Below are 20,186 nucleotides of genomic sequence, written 5' to 3'. Positions count from 1 at the left end.
ATGGATTTGAAAGAGCTGCGGCGCACGCGGCGCGGTAGATTCATGGGAAGTATGCTTCCTTATGTGGGATATATCATTCAAAGCGGCGTAGCCATGGTCTTCCTGTTCGTGTTGATCGTCTTCTCTGCTTGGTATACATCGCTGCTACAAAATGTACCTGAAGGCATTCCCATTCGCTGGATTATGTTAGCATTACTGTTGCCTGCGACAGTGCATAGCGGCTTCCGAACCTATTTGCAGACCCCGGATACGATCTTTCTGCTGCCTCAGGGTCACCGCATGAAGGAATATTTTGCACCATCCTGGGTCAGTGGAAACGTGTGGAAGATCATTCGCTTGTTATTTGTACTGATCACCCTTTGGCCGTTGTACATACGTACAGATGATTCTTCCAAGCGACTTTTATTTACAGTGTTGATCCTGATTGCTGTGAAGCTGATCGCGAGTTATGGATTATGGAAAGAGATAGCTATGCTGTCACGTCCGATGGCAGGTGTGTATGCTTTCTTGCGCTGGGCAGTTGGAGGTTTGATTATTGCCGCTTGGTTGTGGCAGCCTGCCGGCCCGAGCCTGATATTTATGGTGTTATTGGCAGCAGCCTATCTTGCTGCACTGTCTGTGCCCGGACGTCACGCTGTGCCATGGGAAAGACTGATCGCCATGGAAAACAATCAAGGTGCACGTGCGCTGATGGTTCTGGGCTGGTTCGTGGATGTGCCGGGCCGTGAGCAACGGGTGTATTCCCGCCGTTATCTTTCCAAATGGGGCGCTAAGCTGCCTTGGCGCAAGGATACTGCTTATCGGTATCTGCTGACCAAAAGCTTTGCCCGGGGCGATATCTTTGGAATCATTATGCGGATATCGGTGCTGGCTCTGCTGCTGAATTGGTGGAACCGTGATAGTTACTTTGGCACCGGAATTTATTTGTTCTTCCTGTTTATCATTGGTGTTCAATTGTCGGCACTCCGCAAATTGCATAGCGAGTCTTTTTGGCTGACAGTGTATCCTTTTCCTGAAGGCAGTAAGGCGGACAACACGACACAATTTGTATTCCGTGCGCATCTGGTTGTGGCATTGGTTCTTGGATTACCTTTCTTAGCTTCCATAGGTGACCGTCTGATGCCAGTGATCTTTACCTTAGCGGCAGGTATTGTGGTAGTCTTTCTGTTTAAAGGATACTTGTCCCGCAAAGCGGCACGATTGGATGACGACGATCTGTAAGGCAATTTCATATTCACAATAAAAAGGCTGTCTCACAGTAGAGAAATTCTACGAATGAGAGAGCCTTTTTTTGCTGGAAGCATAATTTGAGCCGGGCAAGTCCTTAAATTTGCAAAAACGGAACAGAGTATTTAAAAAATGCTGTATGTCTTTTACCAGATGGCTCCAGCATAATAAGCCTGTATCTTATATCGTGTATACGCTTCCATTCATAGGCGTAGTCATCCGTACCAACAAAACAGTATTGGGGGAGGATTCAGGCGTGAAAAGAAGATTATCAATATTCATGGTGGCGCTTTTACTATCATCTTTATTCTTGAATGTGCTTGAGGCGGGTATACCGCGGGCCGCAGCGGATGCCGCAGGAGTTCCAGTGTACTATGATCCCACAAAAAGTGTGGAGGAGCGCACTGCGGATCTATTATCCCGAATGACGCTGGAAGAGAAGATTGGGCAGATGGTTCAAGCAGAAAGAGCTGCCGTCACACCTGAGGAGGTACAGAAATATGCTCTTGGCTCTGTACTCAGCGGGGGAGGCTCATTCCCTAACGGAAAAGAAAGTGACAGCACTCGCGATAACTGGAGAAGTTTGATTGATAGTTATCAGGATGGTGCATTGTCTACCAGATTAGGCATTCCGCTGCTCTATGGGGTGGATGCGGTGCATGGACATAACAATGTCAAAGGCGCGACGCTTTTTCCGCATAATATTGGTCTAGGGGCTGCTAATGATCCCGCATTGACTGAGCTTATTGGTGCAGCTGCTGCTAAGGAAGTAGCCGCAACAGGAGCGAACTGGACGTTTGCCCCAACGATAGCCTCCCCTCATAATGCAAGATGGGGTAGAACCTATGAAGGTTTTAGTGATAATCAGGATATTTCAGCAGAACTAGGTGCGGCTTATGTGTTTGGTCTGCAAGGACGGACTGCTGCTGCATTGGCAGGGACAGATACAATCACGGCAACTGCAAAACATTATCTAGGTGAAGGTTATACGGATAATGGTGTAAATCAAGGCAACATCACTAAATATACCGAGCAAGAGATCATGGATAAGGATTTGAAAATTTATAAAGCAGCTGTAGACGCAGGGGTGCAGACGGTTATGGCCTCCTATCACAGCATCCAAGGTCTTAAAATGCATGCCCATAAACATTTGCTGACCGATGTTTTGAAGGGTGACAAGAAAAATGGCGGACTTGGCTTTACCGGTTTCGTTATTTCGGATTATAACGCTGTGCAGCAAATCACAGTGGATAGTGAAGGCAAAGCTGTTAGCGGGTTGAAGAACCAGCTGAATGTGTCCGTAAACGCCGGAGTCGATATGTTCATGATGCCGACCGTTTGGAAGGATACGATTAAGTACATCACAGAACTTGTAGGCGAAGGTAAAATCTCTACTGAGCGCATAGATGATGCGGCAGAACGTATCCTGCAGGTCAAAATCGCTTCAGGATTGTTCGAGCATCCCAAAAGCGAACCGGAGCTGTTGAGTGCTTTTGGCTCAGCAGAAAGCCGCAAATTAGCCCGCCAAGCTGTGGCGGAGTCGCTTGTTCTTTTGAAGAACGATGAGGTAAATGGAAGTCCAATTCTATCGCAATTAAGCGGGATGGATAAAATATTCGTAGCGGGTAAAAACGCTAATAATATCGGTAACCAAGCCGGCGGCTGGTCGATCACTTGGCAAGGGAAGTCGGGCAATATAACTGAAGGCACGACGATCCTCGAAGGGATAAAGGAGGCTGTTCCTGCTTCTACAACGGTCACATATAACCTTAATGGGCGTGGGGCTGCGGGTTATGATGCGGCGATCGCTGTTATCGGTGAGACACCTTACGCCGAGACCGATGGCGACCGGACCAGCTTGAATCTGGATGAGCAGGATCTGGCGACACTTGCGAATATACGTGCTGCTGATCCTAATATTCCGCTTATCGTTGTACTGGTGTCTGGACGTCCAATGACGATAGCCAGCCAATTGGAAGATTGGGATGGGCTTGTGGCAGCTTGGCTACCAGGCACAGAGGGTGCTGGAGTAGCTGATGTGTTATTTGGTACTAAGGATTTTGTAGGCAAAAATCCGATTCGTTGGCCATTCACTTTGAACAATTATCCGGCAGACAATAACAGTACAAATGTGTTATTCAAAACGGGATATGGCTTGACCAAAAATGAGAAAACACCAAAGCTTCCAACCGCTCCTGTCGATCCGGAAGCTCCAGAGATTCCTTCCCTGCCGATTCCCGGCAAAATTGAAGCAGAGGATTTTTTGAACAAAAGCGCAGGACTGCAAACTGAAAATACGCAGGATATAGGTGGCGGTCTCAATGTCGGCTATACCTCGGCTGGACAGTGGCTCGAATATAACGTGAATGTGGCGCAAGCAGGTACGTATCAAGCCGATTTCCGCTATTCCGTTAATAGTGGCACTACAGGCGTCAACATCAAATCAGCAGAGGGAACTAAGCTAGGAACATTAAGCGTGACCTCAACAGGTGGCTGGCAGAATTGGCAGACGAAAGCTGTAGAAAATGTTGTGTTTAAGAAGGCAGGGTTGCAAAAGATCCGTCTGGAATTTACCGGTGGGGATATCAACCTGAACTGGGTAAGCTTCACTCGAACAGGTGATGTGCCTGTAGATCCATCGAATCCCGGAGATGGCGGGGAAAGCACTAAACATGTTATTAAGTCAGATGTAGTTAGCTCTTGGGTATCGAGTGAGCGAGATCCTTCCGATCGGAAGTGGTATTATGCTGACCGTTATCAAGAGGGTGATTTGAAGCTGGAAGAGCAGGCGAAGCTGGATATTGTGGTTCCCGACGTGAAGGCAGGTACAGAGCTCCATATTGATCCTGACCGGAAATATCAATCTATTCTAGGGATCGGTACCTCCATGGAGGAATCGACGGTCAATAATCTGGCGAAGATGTCTGCGGCGAAGCAGGAGGAATTGCTGCGGAAAATGATTGATCCTGTATCGGGGATCGGAATGAGTATGCTCCGGTTGACGATTGGGACGGCTGACTTTACAGATAAACAATTTTATACCTACGATGATATGCCTCCAGGACAAACCGACATTAATTTGGAGAATTTCTCCATCCAAAAGGACATTGACTACCATATCATCAGCACGGTTAAAAAAATTCAAAACATCAATCCGGATATTAAGTTTTTCGCCTCACCTTGGAGCCCGCCCGGTTGGATGAAGACTACAGACAGTATGATCAAAGGCCAAGTGAAGGATGAATATCTGCCTGTACTGGCCAAATATTATCTTAAATTCGTACAGGAGTACGAGAAGCTGGGAATTACCTTTGAAGGTCTGACCTTGCAGAATGAACCTTTGCTGGAAATTGAATATCCAAGCACCAAAATGCCGTGGGAGCAAGAAGCCCAGCTGGCTAAACTGCTGCGGAAGGAATTAGATGAACATGGTTTCAAAGACGTGAAGCTGTGGACATTTGATCATAATCCTGGTGACACGATGGCCTATCCAGCACAAATCCTAGGCAATCCTGAATTAGGTGCCTACGATGCGGTGGACGGAACTGCTTTTCATGATTATGGCGGTGACCTTGGTCTGATGACCCAACTCCATAATCTCTATCCTGACAAAAATGTATATTTGACCGAACGCGCAGTCTGGGGTACCTCAGGCGCAGACCGCATTGCACAATATTTCCGTAATTGGGCCCGCAGCTATAACTCCTGGGTAGCGATGCTGGACAGTGATATTGCCTCCCATCAGTGGACCGGAACGCCAGACCCAACCCCGATTGTGCAGGATTCGGGAGACCGTAACCATTACTGGCTGCTGCCAGAATATTATCTGATGGGCCAATATACAAAATTCGTTAAACCGGGGTACGTGCGGATTGATAGTGACTACGGCTCAAGCAGTACTGTAACGAACGTAGCTTTTGCTAGTCCAGATGGAAAAGAGATTGTGACGGTAGTAATCAACCAGACGTCGGATCCACAGCCGTTTAAATTGCTAGTGGACGGTGCGCAAATTAGTGCTGTGCTGCCGGCGAAATCAGTGGGCACTTATAGCTGGGAACGTCTGAATGGTATACAGGCGGTGCCGGGTGTAGTGAATGCTGTTGATTTTGAAGAAGCGCAAGGGGTTTACACTGTGAATGAGCAGGGTTATATTGGCGGGTTCTCGCCAGACGCATCGTCCACCTTCGACTATGTGATTGATGTTAAAGAGAGCGGTGAATATTCACTTCAATTTAAGCATGCCGCTCAATTCAGCGATGGCGCCGGAAAATCGGTGGAGATTAGTGAAGATGGTAAGGTCATTGCTACGCTTCCAATTGTGCAGCAGACGGAGAGTCTGACCGATTTTGCAGATTATCAATCCTTGATCTCTCTGAACAAGGGCATTCACAAGCTCACCTTGAAGACGAACGGGAACGGTTATAATATCCGTTCATTAGCTTTACGCCAAGCGCCTTCCGGATCACATGAGCTTCCTGCTGTGCTTCAAGGGCAAGACTACACGACAGCTTCAGGTGTATTAGTAACGGGTGGTGCAGTGGGTTATACTGACCCCGGCGATTGGGTGAAGTACAAGATTAATGTACCTGCCAGCGGTACCTACCCACTCCTGATCTCCTATGCTACTAATCAGGATGATGCAGAGCTGGAACTGCTGACGGGAGAGGATGGAGTAACGGTAACGGCAGCTACTTATGCTTTGACGAAGACGGGGGGATGGTCCAATTGGCAAATAGCTAATGGAACGGTAACCTTGCCTGCCGGGGAGCAGACGCTGACCATGAAAGTAAATGGAGCAGGATTTCATCTGCAGTCGCTTACGATCGGCCCCGCGCTTCAATCGGAGACTGCTCTGGTAGAAGGAAATGAGGAGGGTGCAGAAGTTATCGTCAAGCTAGTAAATGACAAATATGCACCTGAACTGGACACCGCTTATTGGTCTATTGAAGGTTACGAAGGTACAGTTGTCGATAGCGTATACCGGGTGGATGATTATACAGCGAAGGTCGTATTAGCGGGTACGCGAATTATTGATTTCGACACGGATCGTATTCTTACGGTTACCGCTGATGTGTATCAGACAGAATCAAATCAGTCTTTTGGCAGCGTACGTGTTCTGAAATTGCCTCTTATAGTTACAGCAATCAACGACGAAGAGAGCATCAGTCTTTCTCCGAGTACTCTGCCTTATCAAGTGAACGGGAATGAATTGGTAGTCAGCCTTTCAGGAGGGACATTTAATCCTGATGCCATTCAGAGCATTTCTGTCTCGGGCCCAGGTAAGGATCAGGGGCATGTAAGTATTGGGGCAGCTGCCTTACTTGACCCTACCCATGTGAAGCTGACGCTGGCATGGAATGATCATACCCCGTATTATAGTGATTTGCAGCTTACCGTAAATGTGCCAGCAAATGCTTATGCCGATTCAAGTGGTGGCGGCGTGCTGCGTGCGGAGGTTAAGCTCTTAGGAACAACTAGTGCTACAGCACCTATAGAAGTCACAAGCTTGAACGCACTGGATCAATTCTACCAGCTGCAAGGGATCACAGTCAGCGGTCAAGGCAGCGGAGCGAAGCTGACCGGCATTGATGCTGGAGACAGCATCGATTACTGGGTAAATGTGCCGCAGGATGGAAACTATGCTTTTACGCTTACCGCGACTTCCGCGAATGGTGCTCCTAAGGGCATTATTTATAAAACGGAGGATGGGAAGACATTAAGAACCGTTGATGTGCCGAATCTTTACTCGCAAACCGTTGGCATACGCACCGTTCTTCAATTGAAGGCGGGTGAACAGAAGCTGCGCCTGCAAGCTGGATCAGCAGGATACGAGCTCAGTGGTATTCAAATAGAACCTTATACTGAAGAAATCATGGATGGCGCTGGTTCTTTAAAGGTGGAAGCCGAGAATTATTACGATGCTACACCCAATGGAATTCAGAGTACCATGACTGGCGGTGTGCTGGACTTTAGAAATGTAGGGTTTACCGTTGCAGGGGGTTCCATGGATTATGTCCTTGATATTACTGAAGCCGGATTTTATAAAATCGTATATCGGTATGCTACAGCACAAGGCGGGGTAAGCACTACGTTATCTGTAAAGGGTACAAAACTCTCAACAGTGCCTATGCCTACTACAGGTGGATGGTCGAATTACACGCTGGCGAGTGGTGTCGTACAACTTGCGCAAGGAAAACAGGTAGTACGGATGAGCTTCAATAATGACGGTGCCAATCTAGATTGGTTTACGCTGGAACGGACGGAAGAAGGAGAGCAGCCGATTCATTCAAAGGTTTCCTTACCCGTTTCTTCTTTGAAACCGGGAGCTTACAGCGGATTACAAACGATCAGCCTTACTACAGCGACATCAGGAGCAGAGATTCATTACACAACCGATGGGTCATTGCCTACAGCAGACAGTCCACTTTATACCGGAACTATTGACGCAGCAGGAGTCACAGTTCTTCGTACGATAGCGGTAAAAGAGGGCATGGAGAACAGTTTTGTAGCTCCATTCACGTATGTGATCAGCGGAGTGGTTGATATGAAAACGGTGTCTGCACCGCAGGCTGATCCTGCCGGGGGAACTTATACAGGGCAGGTTGCCGTGAAGTTAACTACAGCTACAGCTGGAGCGTCTATTCACTACACGTTGGATGGCACTGTACCTACAGCAGCCAGCGAACTGTATAGTGGAGTGATTTATGTAGGCAAGAGCAAGACGATTAAGGCGATTGCTGTAAAAGAGGGCTGGAAGCCAAGTGATATTTCCAGTTTTGAATATATTGTTTCTGCGGATAAACCTGATCCAACACCTACACCAACAGCAACGCCTGAACCAACCCCAAGTCCAACCATTGAACCGACTACTCGGCCAACGACAGCACCAACTTCCGGAAGCGGGGGTACCACAGGGGGTGGCAACAGCGGAACAACAGGGGGGAATTCAAGCGGAAATGCAGGCAGTGTAACCGGCAGCACCATCCTTACAGCAACACCAGTGCTGAACAGTAATACCGGTGCGGCGAGAGCAAGTGTAGACCTGGAGAGCTTGAAAAAGGCTGCTACAGCAGGCTTAAGTGGAGCAACTTCAGCGGTTACTGTTGATATACCAGCAGGAGCTACAGCTAAGGGTTATGAGCTGCAATTGCCAAACGGTATAATCTTTGCAGATGATAAGACTTCATTGGTCGTTCATACTGAATTTGGTGTGCTGGAGCTGCCAGGTAGTCTGCTGAAACAAGCGGCAAAAGAGGCAGGAACCCCTTGGGTAATTACGATAACCAAGGTGGATTCAGATTCTCGTCCAGAATTTAAACTGAGCGTAACTATCAATGGCAAGGAAGCCGTATGGAACAGTCCTGACATGCGGGTTAAGGTGTCCCTACCGTATATTCCACGATCAGAAGAACGTGGTAAAGAAGGACATATAACGATTCATAGTCTGAATCCGTTGGGGATTCTAACGGTTGTTCCAAGTGGCAGATATATCGCTGCTACAGCGATGGTTTCCTTTACAGGAATTCTCTCTGGTACGTACAGTATCACCTTTACGGAGAAGACATTCCGGGATATCGGTAAATTTGAGTGGGCCCGCAATGCGATTGAGGTGCTTGGCTCCAAAGGCATCATCAACGGAATGACAGAGGATCAATTTGTACCTCAAGCGGAAGTGAAGCGGGGAGATTTTGTGCTCCTGCTTATAAAAGCGCTTGGCTTGGAAGGCGTTAGTGCAGAAAGCTTCACAGATGTGCAGCCTGGCGATTACAGATATGAAGCGTTGGCTATAGCGAAGCAGTTGGGGATCGCCACTGGTCGTCCAGATGGAAGCTTTGATCCTAACGCTTCTGTTACGCGGCAGGAAATGATGACATTGGCTGCAAAAGCGATTGCAGCAGCCGGCAGACAGCTTCCAGCCGGCAACGGAGCTTCAATGACCCGTTTCACGGATAGCCAGCAAGTATCAGCGTTTGCACGTGACAGTGTGGCAGCACTAATACGTGCTGGCCTGATCAAGGGAGACGGCTTGCGGATTCATCCACAAGGTGTTACCACCCGTGCAGAGGCAGCGGTTTTGATCTACAACTTGTACAATCTGTAATACATCAGTTGTAAAGATACTTTAAGCTTTTGGGCTGTCGCAGCCGTAGATTTTCTACGTTTGCGACAGCCTTTTTTAGGTGTGGTTGTTGGATCTACATTAAGCCCGCACCTCCGCCGCCGATCATAATTATCCCCTGAGGCTTACGGACCCAGTTGACGTTATTTGCAAATCTACAACCTTTATCGGGGAAGTTCGGACACCAGTGGCGTTATTCCCTATGAAGAGGTTCATATTTGGGGTTAGGCATGCCAATAACGGCTTTGGGGTCCGTAAGTGAGTAAAATATGGGATTATACTGCCTTTAGGGTCTGCGGTGTCCGATAGCTGCTTTTGTGCGGGCAAATGTGATCTGAGGTAACAAAGGTTGGTGCGGTTGGTGCTAAGAACAAGGTGGAATTTTTAAAAAAAGACGCAGACGTCACAGCAGCCATTATCATGACCTACTGGACACCCACGTCTATTGTGAAAAAAAGGGATTGAAAATAGGAAAGAGCTTAGAGCTCTCTCCCGAGACTGTCATTAATGGTTAGACAAAAAGTGAACGGCTGATGATAACCAGCAAGATAAAGAGAACCAGGATGGCGCCAGTGCTAGTGAATGGGCCACCTCCACAACATCCATATCCGCCTCTAACTTCTTCGCTCATGTTCATTCCCCTTTCGGTGTGTGTGTTGTACTTGAGTACATCGTATTGTATGTGCGGAGAGTGGGGCGTGTATAGGCCAATGTCGGATTCGTGTACAAAAAAAATCAGCTCCGTGAAAACGGAGCTGATTGTAAGCTATATAAAGTTCAGTTAGGCTTTTTCTAAATCGCGAACACCTGCGTATACAAGATCGAAAAGATCTTCGAGCTGTTCCTCTTCGATACATGAGAAAGCAATACGTAGGTCAGTTTCACCCAAAGCAATAGTGCCTAGTCCGTAATTATGAATCAGGTGAAGCCGGAGATCTTCAGCCGCAACTGTGTGCAGCTTCAGACACATAAAGTAACCGGAGTTAAAAGGATAATACGTCCACACATCCTCGCCGTATTTGCCGCTATCCAGCAGTGCTTTTACTTTATTCGCACGGCCTTTCATGATCTGGAACTTCTCTTCCTTCTGTGCTTCGAATTCCGGAGATTTCAAGGCGTCTAGTACGAAGGTCTGCGAAGGATGCGCACCGCTGGAAATGGTGGCACGGATGATGCCTAGTGTTTTTTGCTCCAATGCTGCCAGCAGGTCTTTGTCCTCCGAGGCATAAGTGATGAAACCCACACGGAAGCCCCAGACAAATTCTTCTTTGGTCGCACCGTCAATCTTGATTGGAAGCACACGAGGATGCAGATGAGCCAGTTTGCCAAACAGCGATTCTTTAAGTGAATCCTCAAAGAATAACCCGAAGTATGCATCATCACTTACAACAACAACGTTGATGCCTTCCTCAGCCGCACGAAGGATAGCTGCAACGATCTCATCGCCTTCCTTAATCCCTGGAGTATATCCGGTAGGATTGTTAGGGAAGTTCAGCAGCACAATCGCTTTGCCGCGTTCTTTTTGAGCAAGCAGCGCGTCTTCCAGACCTGCACTGTTAAACGTCATTTCTTCTGTGAACAGCGGATAGTTAACGGTCTCCCCATGGCGGCGGATTCCGAAGGTTAATTCGTAGTTCTCCCAGTTCTTGTCCGGGTAGATAATCGCGTCACCTGGCTCTGCGAAGAGGTCAGCGACAATGCTAAGCCCGTGAGTCAGGGCATTGGTTACAACGGGATTGCTGATGGTTTTACCTTCTAGCGATGGATTTTCGCGCAGCATCTTTTCACGCCATACAGTACGCAGCTCTGGTTTACCTGCCGGAGGGGCGTAACTATAAAGATCCTTAGGACTGTAAGCGGAGAGTTTATCCTGAATGACGCCGAGGTGCATAGGTACGCCACCTTCAGTAGCAATACCGATGGTTGCGTTGTATTTCTTGGCGTGAGCTCCTGCTTCAGCGGATTGGCTAAGGATGCCCTCTTTTGGGAAGTAAATCTCTTTGCCAAGCGTAGAGAGCATATCATACACATGTTCATTTCCTGCTTTGATACTTTCGTTTAATTGTCCAGCTAGTGGATTCATCAGTTTCATCCTTCCAGGGTTCTTTGGGGATAACATACTGTTAACATTGCCTAACATTATATCACCGCCAATTGCAACCGTCACTTGGAAAGATACGATTTTTAAAAAATATCATTCGGCGTGGAAAGGGCAGTATTTTTTCATCATTTCTATCGTTTCTTCATCACGCGGATTATTTCTTTCAGACAGGCCGGAAATGATGCCGGAGCGCTCTTCTTCTTTTAGGTTTTGCCCAAACTTAAACTTCGCAGTGATCTCCTCGGGGGTAATGCGCACAACGGCAACTCCCTTTAGACGGGGACGATATTTAGGGTCCTCTGCATCGATGGAATCATAACCCCCCTCGGGCTGGAGCTTTTTCATAAATAAGGAGAGTACACTGGCTTTTTCACTAATGTCTTCAACAGGTTCGGCTTTGCCGTAGGCGGTCACACTTTTAAAATAGGCGGTTGCTGGGCAGGCCAGCTCGGGATCGCTAAAATAAGACGGGATAAGAGCATACTCATCCGCTACCGTAAAGCAGACCTGCTGCTGATTGCGGATCGACTTCATTTTGCTACCAGCATGACTGCCGTGGAAATAGAAACAACCATCTGTATATACAAAATTCAACGGTGTCACCCGCGGTTGCCCCTGCTCATCGCTTGTTCCGAGAAAACCAAAACTCATTCCGTTTAGAAAAGAGACCAATTCTTCCTCCTGATCTACTTTAAATTCTTTTCTGCGCATAGGGATCACGTCCTCTTTCTTTTTTAGTCTAGAGCTTCTGCACCAATGTAAATGTTCTTTAAAGAATAGTAGAGTGGTTGACAATTAAAAAGGACCAATTAAGATAGTTTTTAATGGACCACTTGCTGGTCAAGGAGGATAACGATGAATATCACGCTGGCATACGATCAATATCTGGCGATACACCGCTACAAATATTTAGCGTTATATCACGCGCTTCGCGCAGGAATATTGGAAGGAACACTTCCGGGAGGCACTCCGCTGCCGTCTACACGAAGTCTTGCTAAGCACTATGAGATGTCACGCGGATCGGTCTCGCAGGTGTATGAAATGTTGCTCGCTGATGGTTATGTAAGGACTGAAACGGGGCGGGGGACATTCGTATCGGAAGATAGCTTTGCTTCAGCTACCAGTGGCAGTGACGGTGAGAATCGGGTTCTGAGTGAAGTCGCAGATGCTGCTGGAGGAGATTGTGCAAGCGAGACTACGATTCCAATCTCGGCATGGGGAAAGCGGCTGCTTGCGCGCCCAATACCCTTCTATGGAAAGAGTAACAAGAAAGTAGTGAGCTTCCAGAGTAGTGGTATGCGGATGGAACATTTTCCTTACTCCGAATGGCGTAGTGCGCTCTCTTATGCCGGAGGGAAGGAAGGTGGATTGCTGCAAAGCACTTGTCCACCTCAAGGCGATGAAGGACTTCGGAAAGCTATCGCTGCACATCTGCGGATTACCCGCGGGATTCGCGCGGATGCAGAGCATATCGTATTGTTCAGCGGCTCGATGCAAGGCATCGTTATTTTGACGCAGCTGCTGCTGGATGCAGGAGGCTCAGCGGTCGTTGAGAACCCGGGCTTTCACGGGATTCGCCGAGCCGTAGAGATCACCGGAGGTCGATTGCTGGCAGGGGAGCTGGATGGCAACGGTCTTATTCCGGAGGATTGGGATGCCCGGCTGTTGTTTGTTACGCCGAGCCGTCAATTTCCTACGGGTGTGGTACTGCCTTTGGAACGACGCCGAACCTTGTTGGAATGGGCGCAGCGGCATCATGCAGTAATCATTGAAGATGATTATGACAGTGAGTTCCGTTGGGCTGGGCGTCCTATCGAGCCCTTAAAGGCACTGGATCGTGAAGAGCGGGTCGTATATGTGGGCTCCTTTTCAAACACGATGTTTTCAGGCCTGCGGCTCGGTTTTGCAGTGCTTCCGCCCCCTTTAGTAAAGCCGACTATCGCCGCCAAGGCACTATATGAGCCCTTGCCGGTAGGGCTGCTGGAGCAGCGAGCCTTGGCGAGGTTCATGAATACAGGCGGCTATGGCCGTCATCTGCGCCGGATGACACGCATCTATGGTGAACGCGGACGAATCCTCAGGACGCTGCTGTCGGAACGGCTTAAGGAGCTCTTCGAGCTGCTGCCTGGTGATGCGGGCTTGCATGTATATGCCCGCTGGCTGCGCAGCAGCGAAGAGTTTGTTGCTTTCCGAGCGGCAGCGCTTAGGCGCGGCACGGATTTTAGAGATGCCGCGTTATATCAGCTATCACCGGGAGCGCCGGCCGCTTGTTTTTCTTTTGCCCATCTGAATGCCGCGGAGCTGGAGGAAGGGATAACAAGCCTGCATCTGGCGTGGGAAGATGTACAAAATGCAACATGACAAGGTATGATAAAGAAGATGAAATGCAAAACTAACCGAATGCTTGCGAATTTTGACGAAGAAACTCGGAGTAGATTAAGCTAAACAAAACTATATAGACACTGCGAAGTCAGAAAGAGCAGATTTGCTGAGAATACTAAGCGGATGCTTACGAGACAAGTTTTGCTAACAAAACAAAGCGGATGCTTACGAAGCGAGTTTTGCGAAGTAGTTCAAAGCAGATTTGCTAACAAAACAAAACAAAACGGATGCTTACGAGGCAAGTTTTGCGAAGTAGTTCAAAGTAGGTTATGCTAACAAAACTTTTAGGAGGGAACGTTATGCTGCATGCATCGCCGTCCTCTTTTGTTATTTTGCCGGCTCTGGCTAAGATTGTATGCGAGCCGGGCTGGAAATGGCAAAAAAGAGAGAAGTCGCTGCAAAATTATGATTTATTTTATGTATGGAGCGGGGAAGGGACGGTTGTGCGTAACGATGAACCCTTTCAAGTAGGTAAGGGAAGCTGCTTCCTTTTTCGTCCGGGTGACCATACAAGTGCTACACATAATCCGCAAAAGCCACTTGTACTTACATATATTCATTTTGATGTCTCCGAAGAGGTGACGGATATTCCGCTGCCCTATCGTGAGCTTACAGAAACCGTTGAATTTGAACATCTGCTTGCTAGGTACGTTCGACTATTTCTGGTGGATACTTACGCCGCTGAAGAAGAAGGGCAGCTTGTACTGAAGCAGCTGATGATTCATCTGCTGAGGGAGGACCGTGTGAAGCCAGTAGAACGTTATGTTAGCAACCATTTGACAGAAATCATTCACGAAATAGCGAACTATGTGAGCCAGCATCCGGGGATTGCACATCGAGTAGAGGATCTTGCTGCTCGTGCGGGGCTTTCACCGCGGTATTTTTCAATTAAGTTCAAGGAGCTTACGGGTTCTTCTGTGCAGTCTTATGTCATCCGAGCCCGGATTGAGCGTGCTCAGCATTTACTGCTGTACGCGGGAATGAATGTTACTGAGGTAGCAGATGCGCTTGGATATCGTGACATTTTCTTTTTCAGCCGCCAGTTCAAGCAATATACCGGAAAAAGTCCATCTGAGATCCGCTGATTCACTTTTTTTGTTTCAGTTTGATCAACCAAGGGTAAATACTTTGCAGTTTAGTTTACAGAGAATTTACATAACTTCTTGGAAGGAGACTCTTGGCATGATCATCAGACGCAGAATTTGCAACACGGATTGTAAGAGTGGAGGCGGAGGTATTTTTAGAAACCGCTTAAAACGGTTAAAGCAGGCGAATGCTTTTGTCGTGGATAGCTGGTTCTAAACTGAACAAGCTTGCATAGAATCGCCTGATATGACTAAAAATATAAATAGCCGGGGCCGTGAGGCATCCGGTTTTTTTGTGTTGTTAGAAAATGATATATATAATGAACTTAAGTCGAAGATTAGAGTAACTGATGCGCATTTCATCGTGCCTCACGTTGTATTTTGTACAATAGATTGACTCTAATAGCAGTCGAATTTGAATTCTGTGACACATCTTACATTCAAATTCAGCAGAAACAGCCTTTCTAGAGATTATCACGATAATCTATTGCACGAAGTACAATGTAATGTATCTTCAAGTGAAAGTTAAGATTTTCTGTTGCACATTCTGCAATGAAGCGTACGCTCATTTACCGCAATATCCACACACCGTTCACGCTCCATGCACGCCTCATTCACGTACCTTTGAGGATGTTTAATTGGCCTAACTATGAGGTAGCGGTAGATATTTATTTCTACGATTGGGTTATTACTAAGGTGAGAGCTTTCTGCGATACGTTTCGCATAATGTTGTTCGTCGGTAGAATATAAGGTCCATAGTTGGAAGGAGAGAGAGAAAATGTACGAAATCGTACTTATACGTCATGGTGAGAGCCAGTACAATGTACAGAATTTGTTCACAGGCTGGAGTGACCCGGATTTAACTGAGAAGGGTATCCAAGAGGCAAAGACTGCTGGCAAGCTGTTGAAGGACGCTGGGTATACATTTGATCTGGCTTTTGCTTCGGTACTCAAACGCTCGATTAAAACTCTTAACTATGTACTGGATGAGATGGATTTGCTGTGGATTCCCGTGCAAAAGTCTTGGAAATTGAATGAACGCCATTACGGGGCATTGCAGGGATTAAGTAAAAGCGAGACAGCACTAAAATATGGAGATGAGCAGCTGCATATCTGGCGGCGGAGTTTATCGGTGAGACCCCCGTTGCTGGAGCTTGATGATCCTAGGTATGCCAGAAACGATATTCGCTACAGCAGTGTTCGTCCGGGAGATATCCCGCGTGGAGAGAGCCTGGAGGACACTGTACATCGTGTAGGCGATTTCTGGGGAAACCGGATCGTACCTCTTTTGCGTAAAAAAGAACGGGTGCTTATCTCAGCCCACGGCAATACGCTGCGTGCATTGATTAAATTTATGGAGGATATTGATGAAGCGGCATTACTGGAGCTCAATATCCCTACCGGAGTACCACTCGTGTACAAACTGGATGAGGACATGAATCCTATCAGTCGCTTTTATCTAGGCGATCCGGAACAGGTAGCGGCCAAGGCGCTTGATGTTGCTAAGCAGGGACATGTGTAATTGGCGTGTAATAAGCGTATAGGCGTAGCAGGTGTATTGAGTATGACGGGTGTACAGTAATAAGCAAAACGGGGCGTAAAGGTTAAATAAGCGCAACAGGTGTAGTAGGTTATATAAGCGTAACAGGCGTATTAGGTGTAATAAGCATATTAGGGCGTAGCAGGTTGAATAAGCATAACAGGTTTAATAGGTTAAATAGGCGCAACAGGCGTAATAGGTGGGTTACATGAAAAGATAAAAGGACAGCCTTGGGGCTGTCCTTTTTGTTATTAGTGTGTTTGTGACCAAGCAAATGTGCGAAAATGGCGCGTATAAGGTCAGTTGGGTCCGATGGCGTTGAATGCTAACCTTCCACCAATTCTCCGTTGATTCTCGACCAACGCTCTACCAGCCCTCCACTAACGCTCTACCAGCCCTCCACTAACGCTCGACTAGTCCTTAACTAACGCTCGACTAGCCCTCCACTAACGCTCGACTAACCCTCAACTTACTCTCGGCCAGCCCTTAACTAACTTTCGACCAACCTCCACCAACGCTCTGCAAATGCTTACGGACTCAGCAGCCGCTATTTGCCCATTTATCGCCATTTGAGCGGATTTTCGGACTCCAGCGCCGCTATTGCCTAAGATCTAGCGCAAATAGGGTGTTTTTCATGCCAATAGCTGCGGTGGAGTCCGATAGAATCGCAAATGTGTCAAAAATCCGCGTATAAGGTCAGCTGGGTCCGATAGCGGCGAGCGCACACCTTCCACCAGCTCTCGACCAGCCCTCAACCAGCCCTCAACCAGCCCTCCACTAACACTCGACTAGCCTACACTAACACTCGACCAACCTCCACCTACGCTCTGCAAATGCTTACGGACTCAGCAGCCGCTATTTGCTCATTTATCGCCATTTGGGCGGAGTTTCTGACTCCAGCGCCGCTATTGCCTAAGATCTCGCACAAATAGGGTGTTTTTCATGCCAATAGCTGCGGTGGAGTCCGATAGAATTGCAAATGTGTGAAAAAGCCGCGTATAAGGTCATCTGGGTCCGATAGCGCTGAGGCTAACCTTTCACCAACTTTCCGTTGATTCTCGACCAACGCTCGACCAGCCCTCCACTAACACTCGACCAGCCCTTAACTAACTTTCGACCAACCTCGACCAACGCTCTGCAAATGCTTACGGACTCAGCCGCCGCTATCTGCCCATTTATCGACATTTGGGCGGAGTTTCGGACTCCAGCGCCGCTATTGCCTAAGATCTCGCACAAATAGGGTGTTTTTCATGCCAATAGCTGCGGTGGAGTCCGATAGATTTGCAAATGTGCGAAAAAGCCGCGTATAAGGTCAGCTGGGTCCGATAGCTAGCGATAGGTGTACGTTGGCTAGCGATAGGTGTACGATGGCTAGACGATATGTATACGTTGGCTAGCGATAGGTAGATGATAGCTGGACGATAGCTAGAGCGTTCGCCTCCGCAACTGTGCTCCACACGAAGTCCCCAAAATTAGAGGGCACCCCAGCAGCCATTTCATGGCTTTTGAGGCACCCTCTAATTTTTCTGGGAATTCGCCTAAATCTCCCTACAAAGGTCGATGCAACGTTCCCAGTAGTTCGCCCATTTTTACCTTTGAGTTGACCTCAAGCTTGGGTCTCGGGGTAAAGGTACCGCTTTCCGTGAGCAGCACTACGGTGGAGCCAAACTCAAAATAAGCCAGATCATCGCCAATTTGCCACTCGGCAGCGGTATCATCCGTATAACGAATACTGCTGACGTTCATTGCGCCTACCTTTACTACCGCGGTTTCTCCGTGACTCCCGGCAATATACGTAATGAGACGTTCGTTGCGGTTCAGGACACCCTTCATATGTCGCATTCCGAAATCGTTGACAGGATAGGCCCGTCCGCGAATATAATCGCTCTCCACCTTTTGTCCGGTAAGGGGAGAGTGTATCCGGTGATAATCGGTAGGACTCAAATAAAGAACGAAGAAAAAACCCTTCTTGTACAGCTCCAGATGCGGGGAGTGATTAAGGAGATCCTCGATCTTATAATCCTGCCCTTTTACATTCATAATCGTACCGGCGTTAATGTCACCCATAGCAGTAATCGTTGCGTCTACGGGACTAACCAAAGCGTCAGCGTCGGTTGCAATAGGCCGCATGCCCGGCTTCAGCCGGCGGCTGAAAAACTCATTAAGAGTGAGATATTCTCCAGGATTTTTCTCCGCTTGAGCGGAGGGGATTTGATAAGTCTTAATAAATGCCGGGATAAGAAAACGGCTGATTCTACTATGAGAAAAAGATCCCATTAACCGTGAAAGCCACCGGTGTGAGGATAGCTCGGTCATCAGCCGTAGCAATTGTTTTACCATGCCCATCTCCCTTCCATAATGCAGCAGTACGGTTGTATACGGGTCGTCTCTGCTCTGCATTATATTGACATAGAATAGGAGACAAATCAATAACTGTTATATACCGTACTGTTCGTTTCTATTAAAAAACGCGCGTATCCCATAGGTCTGCGATAGCTGTCTTTCCAAATTTCCGTAAGGCCGGCTTTATGAAATCCGTAGCGTTGGTCGCGACCGTTACATTCTATGAAGAAGAGTCGTCCGTCCTTAGTAATGCCTATATCCAGTCCGATATCGGCCAGTCCGGGAAGGTCTTGCTCCAGACACCGTGCGATTGCAAGGCTAAGTATTTCGACAGACATACGGATGTGGGCCGCTGTGGATCTTGAAAAGGCCTTTTCGAGCGCGAGGGAGGAGCTTAACGCTTCTCCTCCGCGGGCTATATTGGAGACAAAGCCCCCTGGGGCAGCCAGTTTGGCGAAGAGCCCAGTGACCTGCCAATCTCCTCCCCAGCCGCGCTGAACGGTGACGCGTAGATCAAAGGGACGTCCTCCAATCTCAGCAAGGGGAATACGTTCTTGTACAAGATAAGGCACGGAGGTTAGGCGTGCGCGGAGCGCTTGTGGCAACGCCGCCTGATTGACGGGAATACTTCTCCAGCGCTGCATCGAAGGGGAGAGGTAGCTCAAGGTCCAACGCTGAGCTCCCTTGCGGACCAGCCGCATGACCCCATTCCCTATACTTCCCCGGCAAGGTTTAAGAATGAGATCGGGATAAAGATTCATCATTTCTTTTAGGCCTGAGACTCTCGTTGTTACGGGTAAATATTCGCGAAGCTCCGTATTTTTTTCAAGCAGCTGATGGATCTCATCTTTGCCGTATCGATTACATGTATTGAAAATCAGGGGATAGTGCTTCAGCAGACGCTGCATTCCAGGGCTGTTTTTGCTGTATATTGCCCGGTTATGGATAACAGCAGGCGTAGGAACAACTACGCTTTTATATCCATTAGCTCCCTTTATATAGGCGGCACTAAAGCCTGTGTCCGTATCGATGTCCGCGAGCTTCAGGAAGCAAGGGACTAAACCGTATGCCGCCGCGGCCTCTTCATAGTTGGATAGAGACTCCTGTCCTGTTTTTAGCCGGGGAACGCCCCGGTGCATATCGGCATTTAGTAATATTCCAACGAGCTTATGCCCCATGTTTGTTCCTCCTGTTTCATCGGTTACATGATCCCTGCTTTTTCTACTCTTGTCATAGTATGTTTGTACCCGCGTGTCAGGGTGGACGAATGCGCGAAGGCAGATGCCTTTTTTTATACATAATCTTATGAAGGCCTCATCGCAAAAGGGTGTCATAAGCCCATACCGCTGCATATGATGCCTAGGAGAAACATTAGATGGAAGGAGGAGA

Annotated in this window: 10 protein-coding genes; 5 read left to right on the top strand and 5 right to left on the bottom strand. The window is 48.0% G+C overall.

Annotation, left to right across the window (positions count from 1 at the left end; genetic code table 11):
* Positions 1-1,221 (top strand): ABC transporter permease, encoded by a 1,221-nt coding sequence (locus tag MKY14_RS16660; protein ID WP_340976923.1) that lies wholly within the window; start codon positions 1-3, stop codon positions 1,219-1,221.
* Between the two features lie 262 nt (positions 1,222-1,483).
* A complete protein-coding gene (locus MKY14_RS16655; RefSeq protein ID WP_340976922.1) occupies positions 1,484-9,328 on the top strand; it encodes a glycoside hydrolase family 3 N-terminal domain-containing protein in 7,845 nt (2,614 codons plus the stop codon).
* Positions 9,329-9,857: 529 nt separating this feature from the next.
* Here the strand turns inward: MKY14_RS16655 and MKY14_RS16650 are convergent.
* The 3 genes from MKY14_RS16650 to MKY14_RS16640 form a co-directional block, all read right to left on the bottom strand.
* Positions 9,858-9,977 (bottom strand): YjcZ family sporulation protein, encoded by a 120-nt coding sequence (locus MKY14_RS16650; protein WP_212592220.1) that lies wholly within the window; start codon positions 9,975-9,977, stop codon positions 9,858-9,860.
* Between the two features lie 150 nt (positions 9,978-10,127).
* Complete coding sequence (locus tag MKY14_RS16645) at positions 10,128-11,429, bottom strand: aminotransferase class I/II-fold pyridoxal phosphate-dependent enzyme (protein WP_036679816.1); 1,302 nt, start codon at positions 11,427-11,429, stop codon at positions 10,128-10,130.
* 111 nt (positions 11,430-11,540) lie between these two features.
* Positions 11,541-12,158, bottom strand: a complete 618-nt coding sequence (locus MKY14_RS16640; protein WP_339244829.1) for a pyridoxamine 5'-phosphate oxidase family protein — start codon at positions 12,156-12,158, stop codon at positions 11,541-11,543.
* Positions 12,159-12,302: 144 nt separating this feature from the next.
* Here MKY14_RS16640 and pdxR point away from each other — a divergent pair, with 144 nt between their 5' ends.
* The 3 genes from pdxR (at position 12,303) to gpmA (ending at position 16,436) form a co-directional block, all read left to right on the top strand.
* Positions 12,303-13,808 (top strand): MocR-like pyridoxine biosynthesis transcription factor PdxR, encoded by a 1,506-nt coding sequence (gene pdxR / locus MKY14_RS16635; RefSeq protein WP_340976921.1) that lies wholly within the window; start codon positions 12,303-12,305, stop codon positions 13,806-13,808.
* Positions 13,809-14,128: 320 nt separating this feature from the next.
* Positions 14,129-14,914: a helix-turn-helix domain-containing protein gene (locus MKY14_RS16630; protein ID WP_036679782.1), complete on the top strand. Its 786-nt coding sequence runs from the start codon at positions 14,129-14,131 to the stop codon at positions 14,912-14,914.
* 778 nt (positions 14,915-15,692) lie between these two features.
* Complete coding sequence (gene gpmA / locus MKY14_RS16625) at positions 15,693-16,436, top strand: 2,3-diphosphoglycerate-dependent phosphoglycerate mutase (RefSeq protein ID WP_076127912.1); 744 nt, start codon at positions 15,693-15,695, stop codon at positions 16,434-16,436.
* A 1,566-nt stretch (positions 16,437-18,002) separates the two neighbouring features.
* On the opposite strand, the gene asd is transcribed toward gpmA, so the two are convergent.
* The gene (asd, locus tag MKY14_RS16620) at positions 18,003-18,794 is read right to left on the bottom strand and encodes an archaetidylserine decarboxylase (protein WP_076130450.1); all 792 of its coding nucleotides are present in this window, start codon (positions 18,792-18,794) and stop codon (positions 18,003-18,005) included.
* An 86-nt stretch (positions 18,795-18,880) separates the two neighbouring features.
* Positions 18,881-19,975, bottom strand: coding sequence for a YheC/YheD family endospore coat-associated protein (locus MKY14_RS16615; protein ID WP_076219591.1), 1,095 nt, complete (start codon positions 19,973-19,975; stop codon positions 18,881-18,883).
* Positions 19,976-20,186: the final 211 nt, after the last annotated feature.

Origin of the sequence: Paenibacillus sp. FSL R5-0887, assembly GCF_038002305.1 — a bacterium.
GTDB lineage: Bacteria > Bacillota > Bacilli > Paenibacillales > Paenibacillaceae > Paenibacillus_AQ > Paenibacillus_AQ odorifer.
This window is presented reverse-complemented; position numbering and strand designations above follow the sequence as displayed.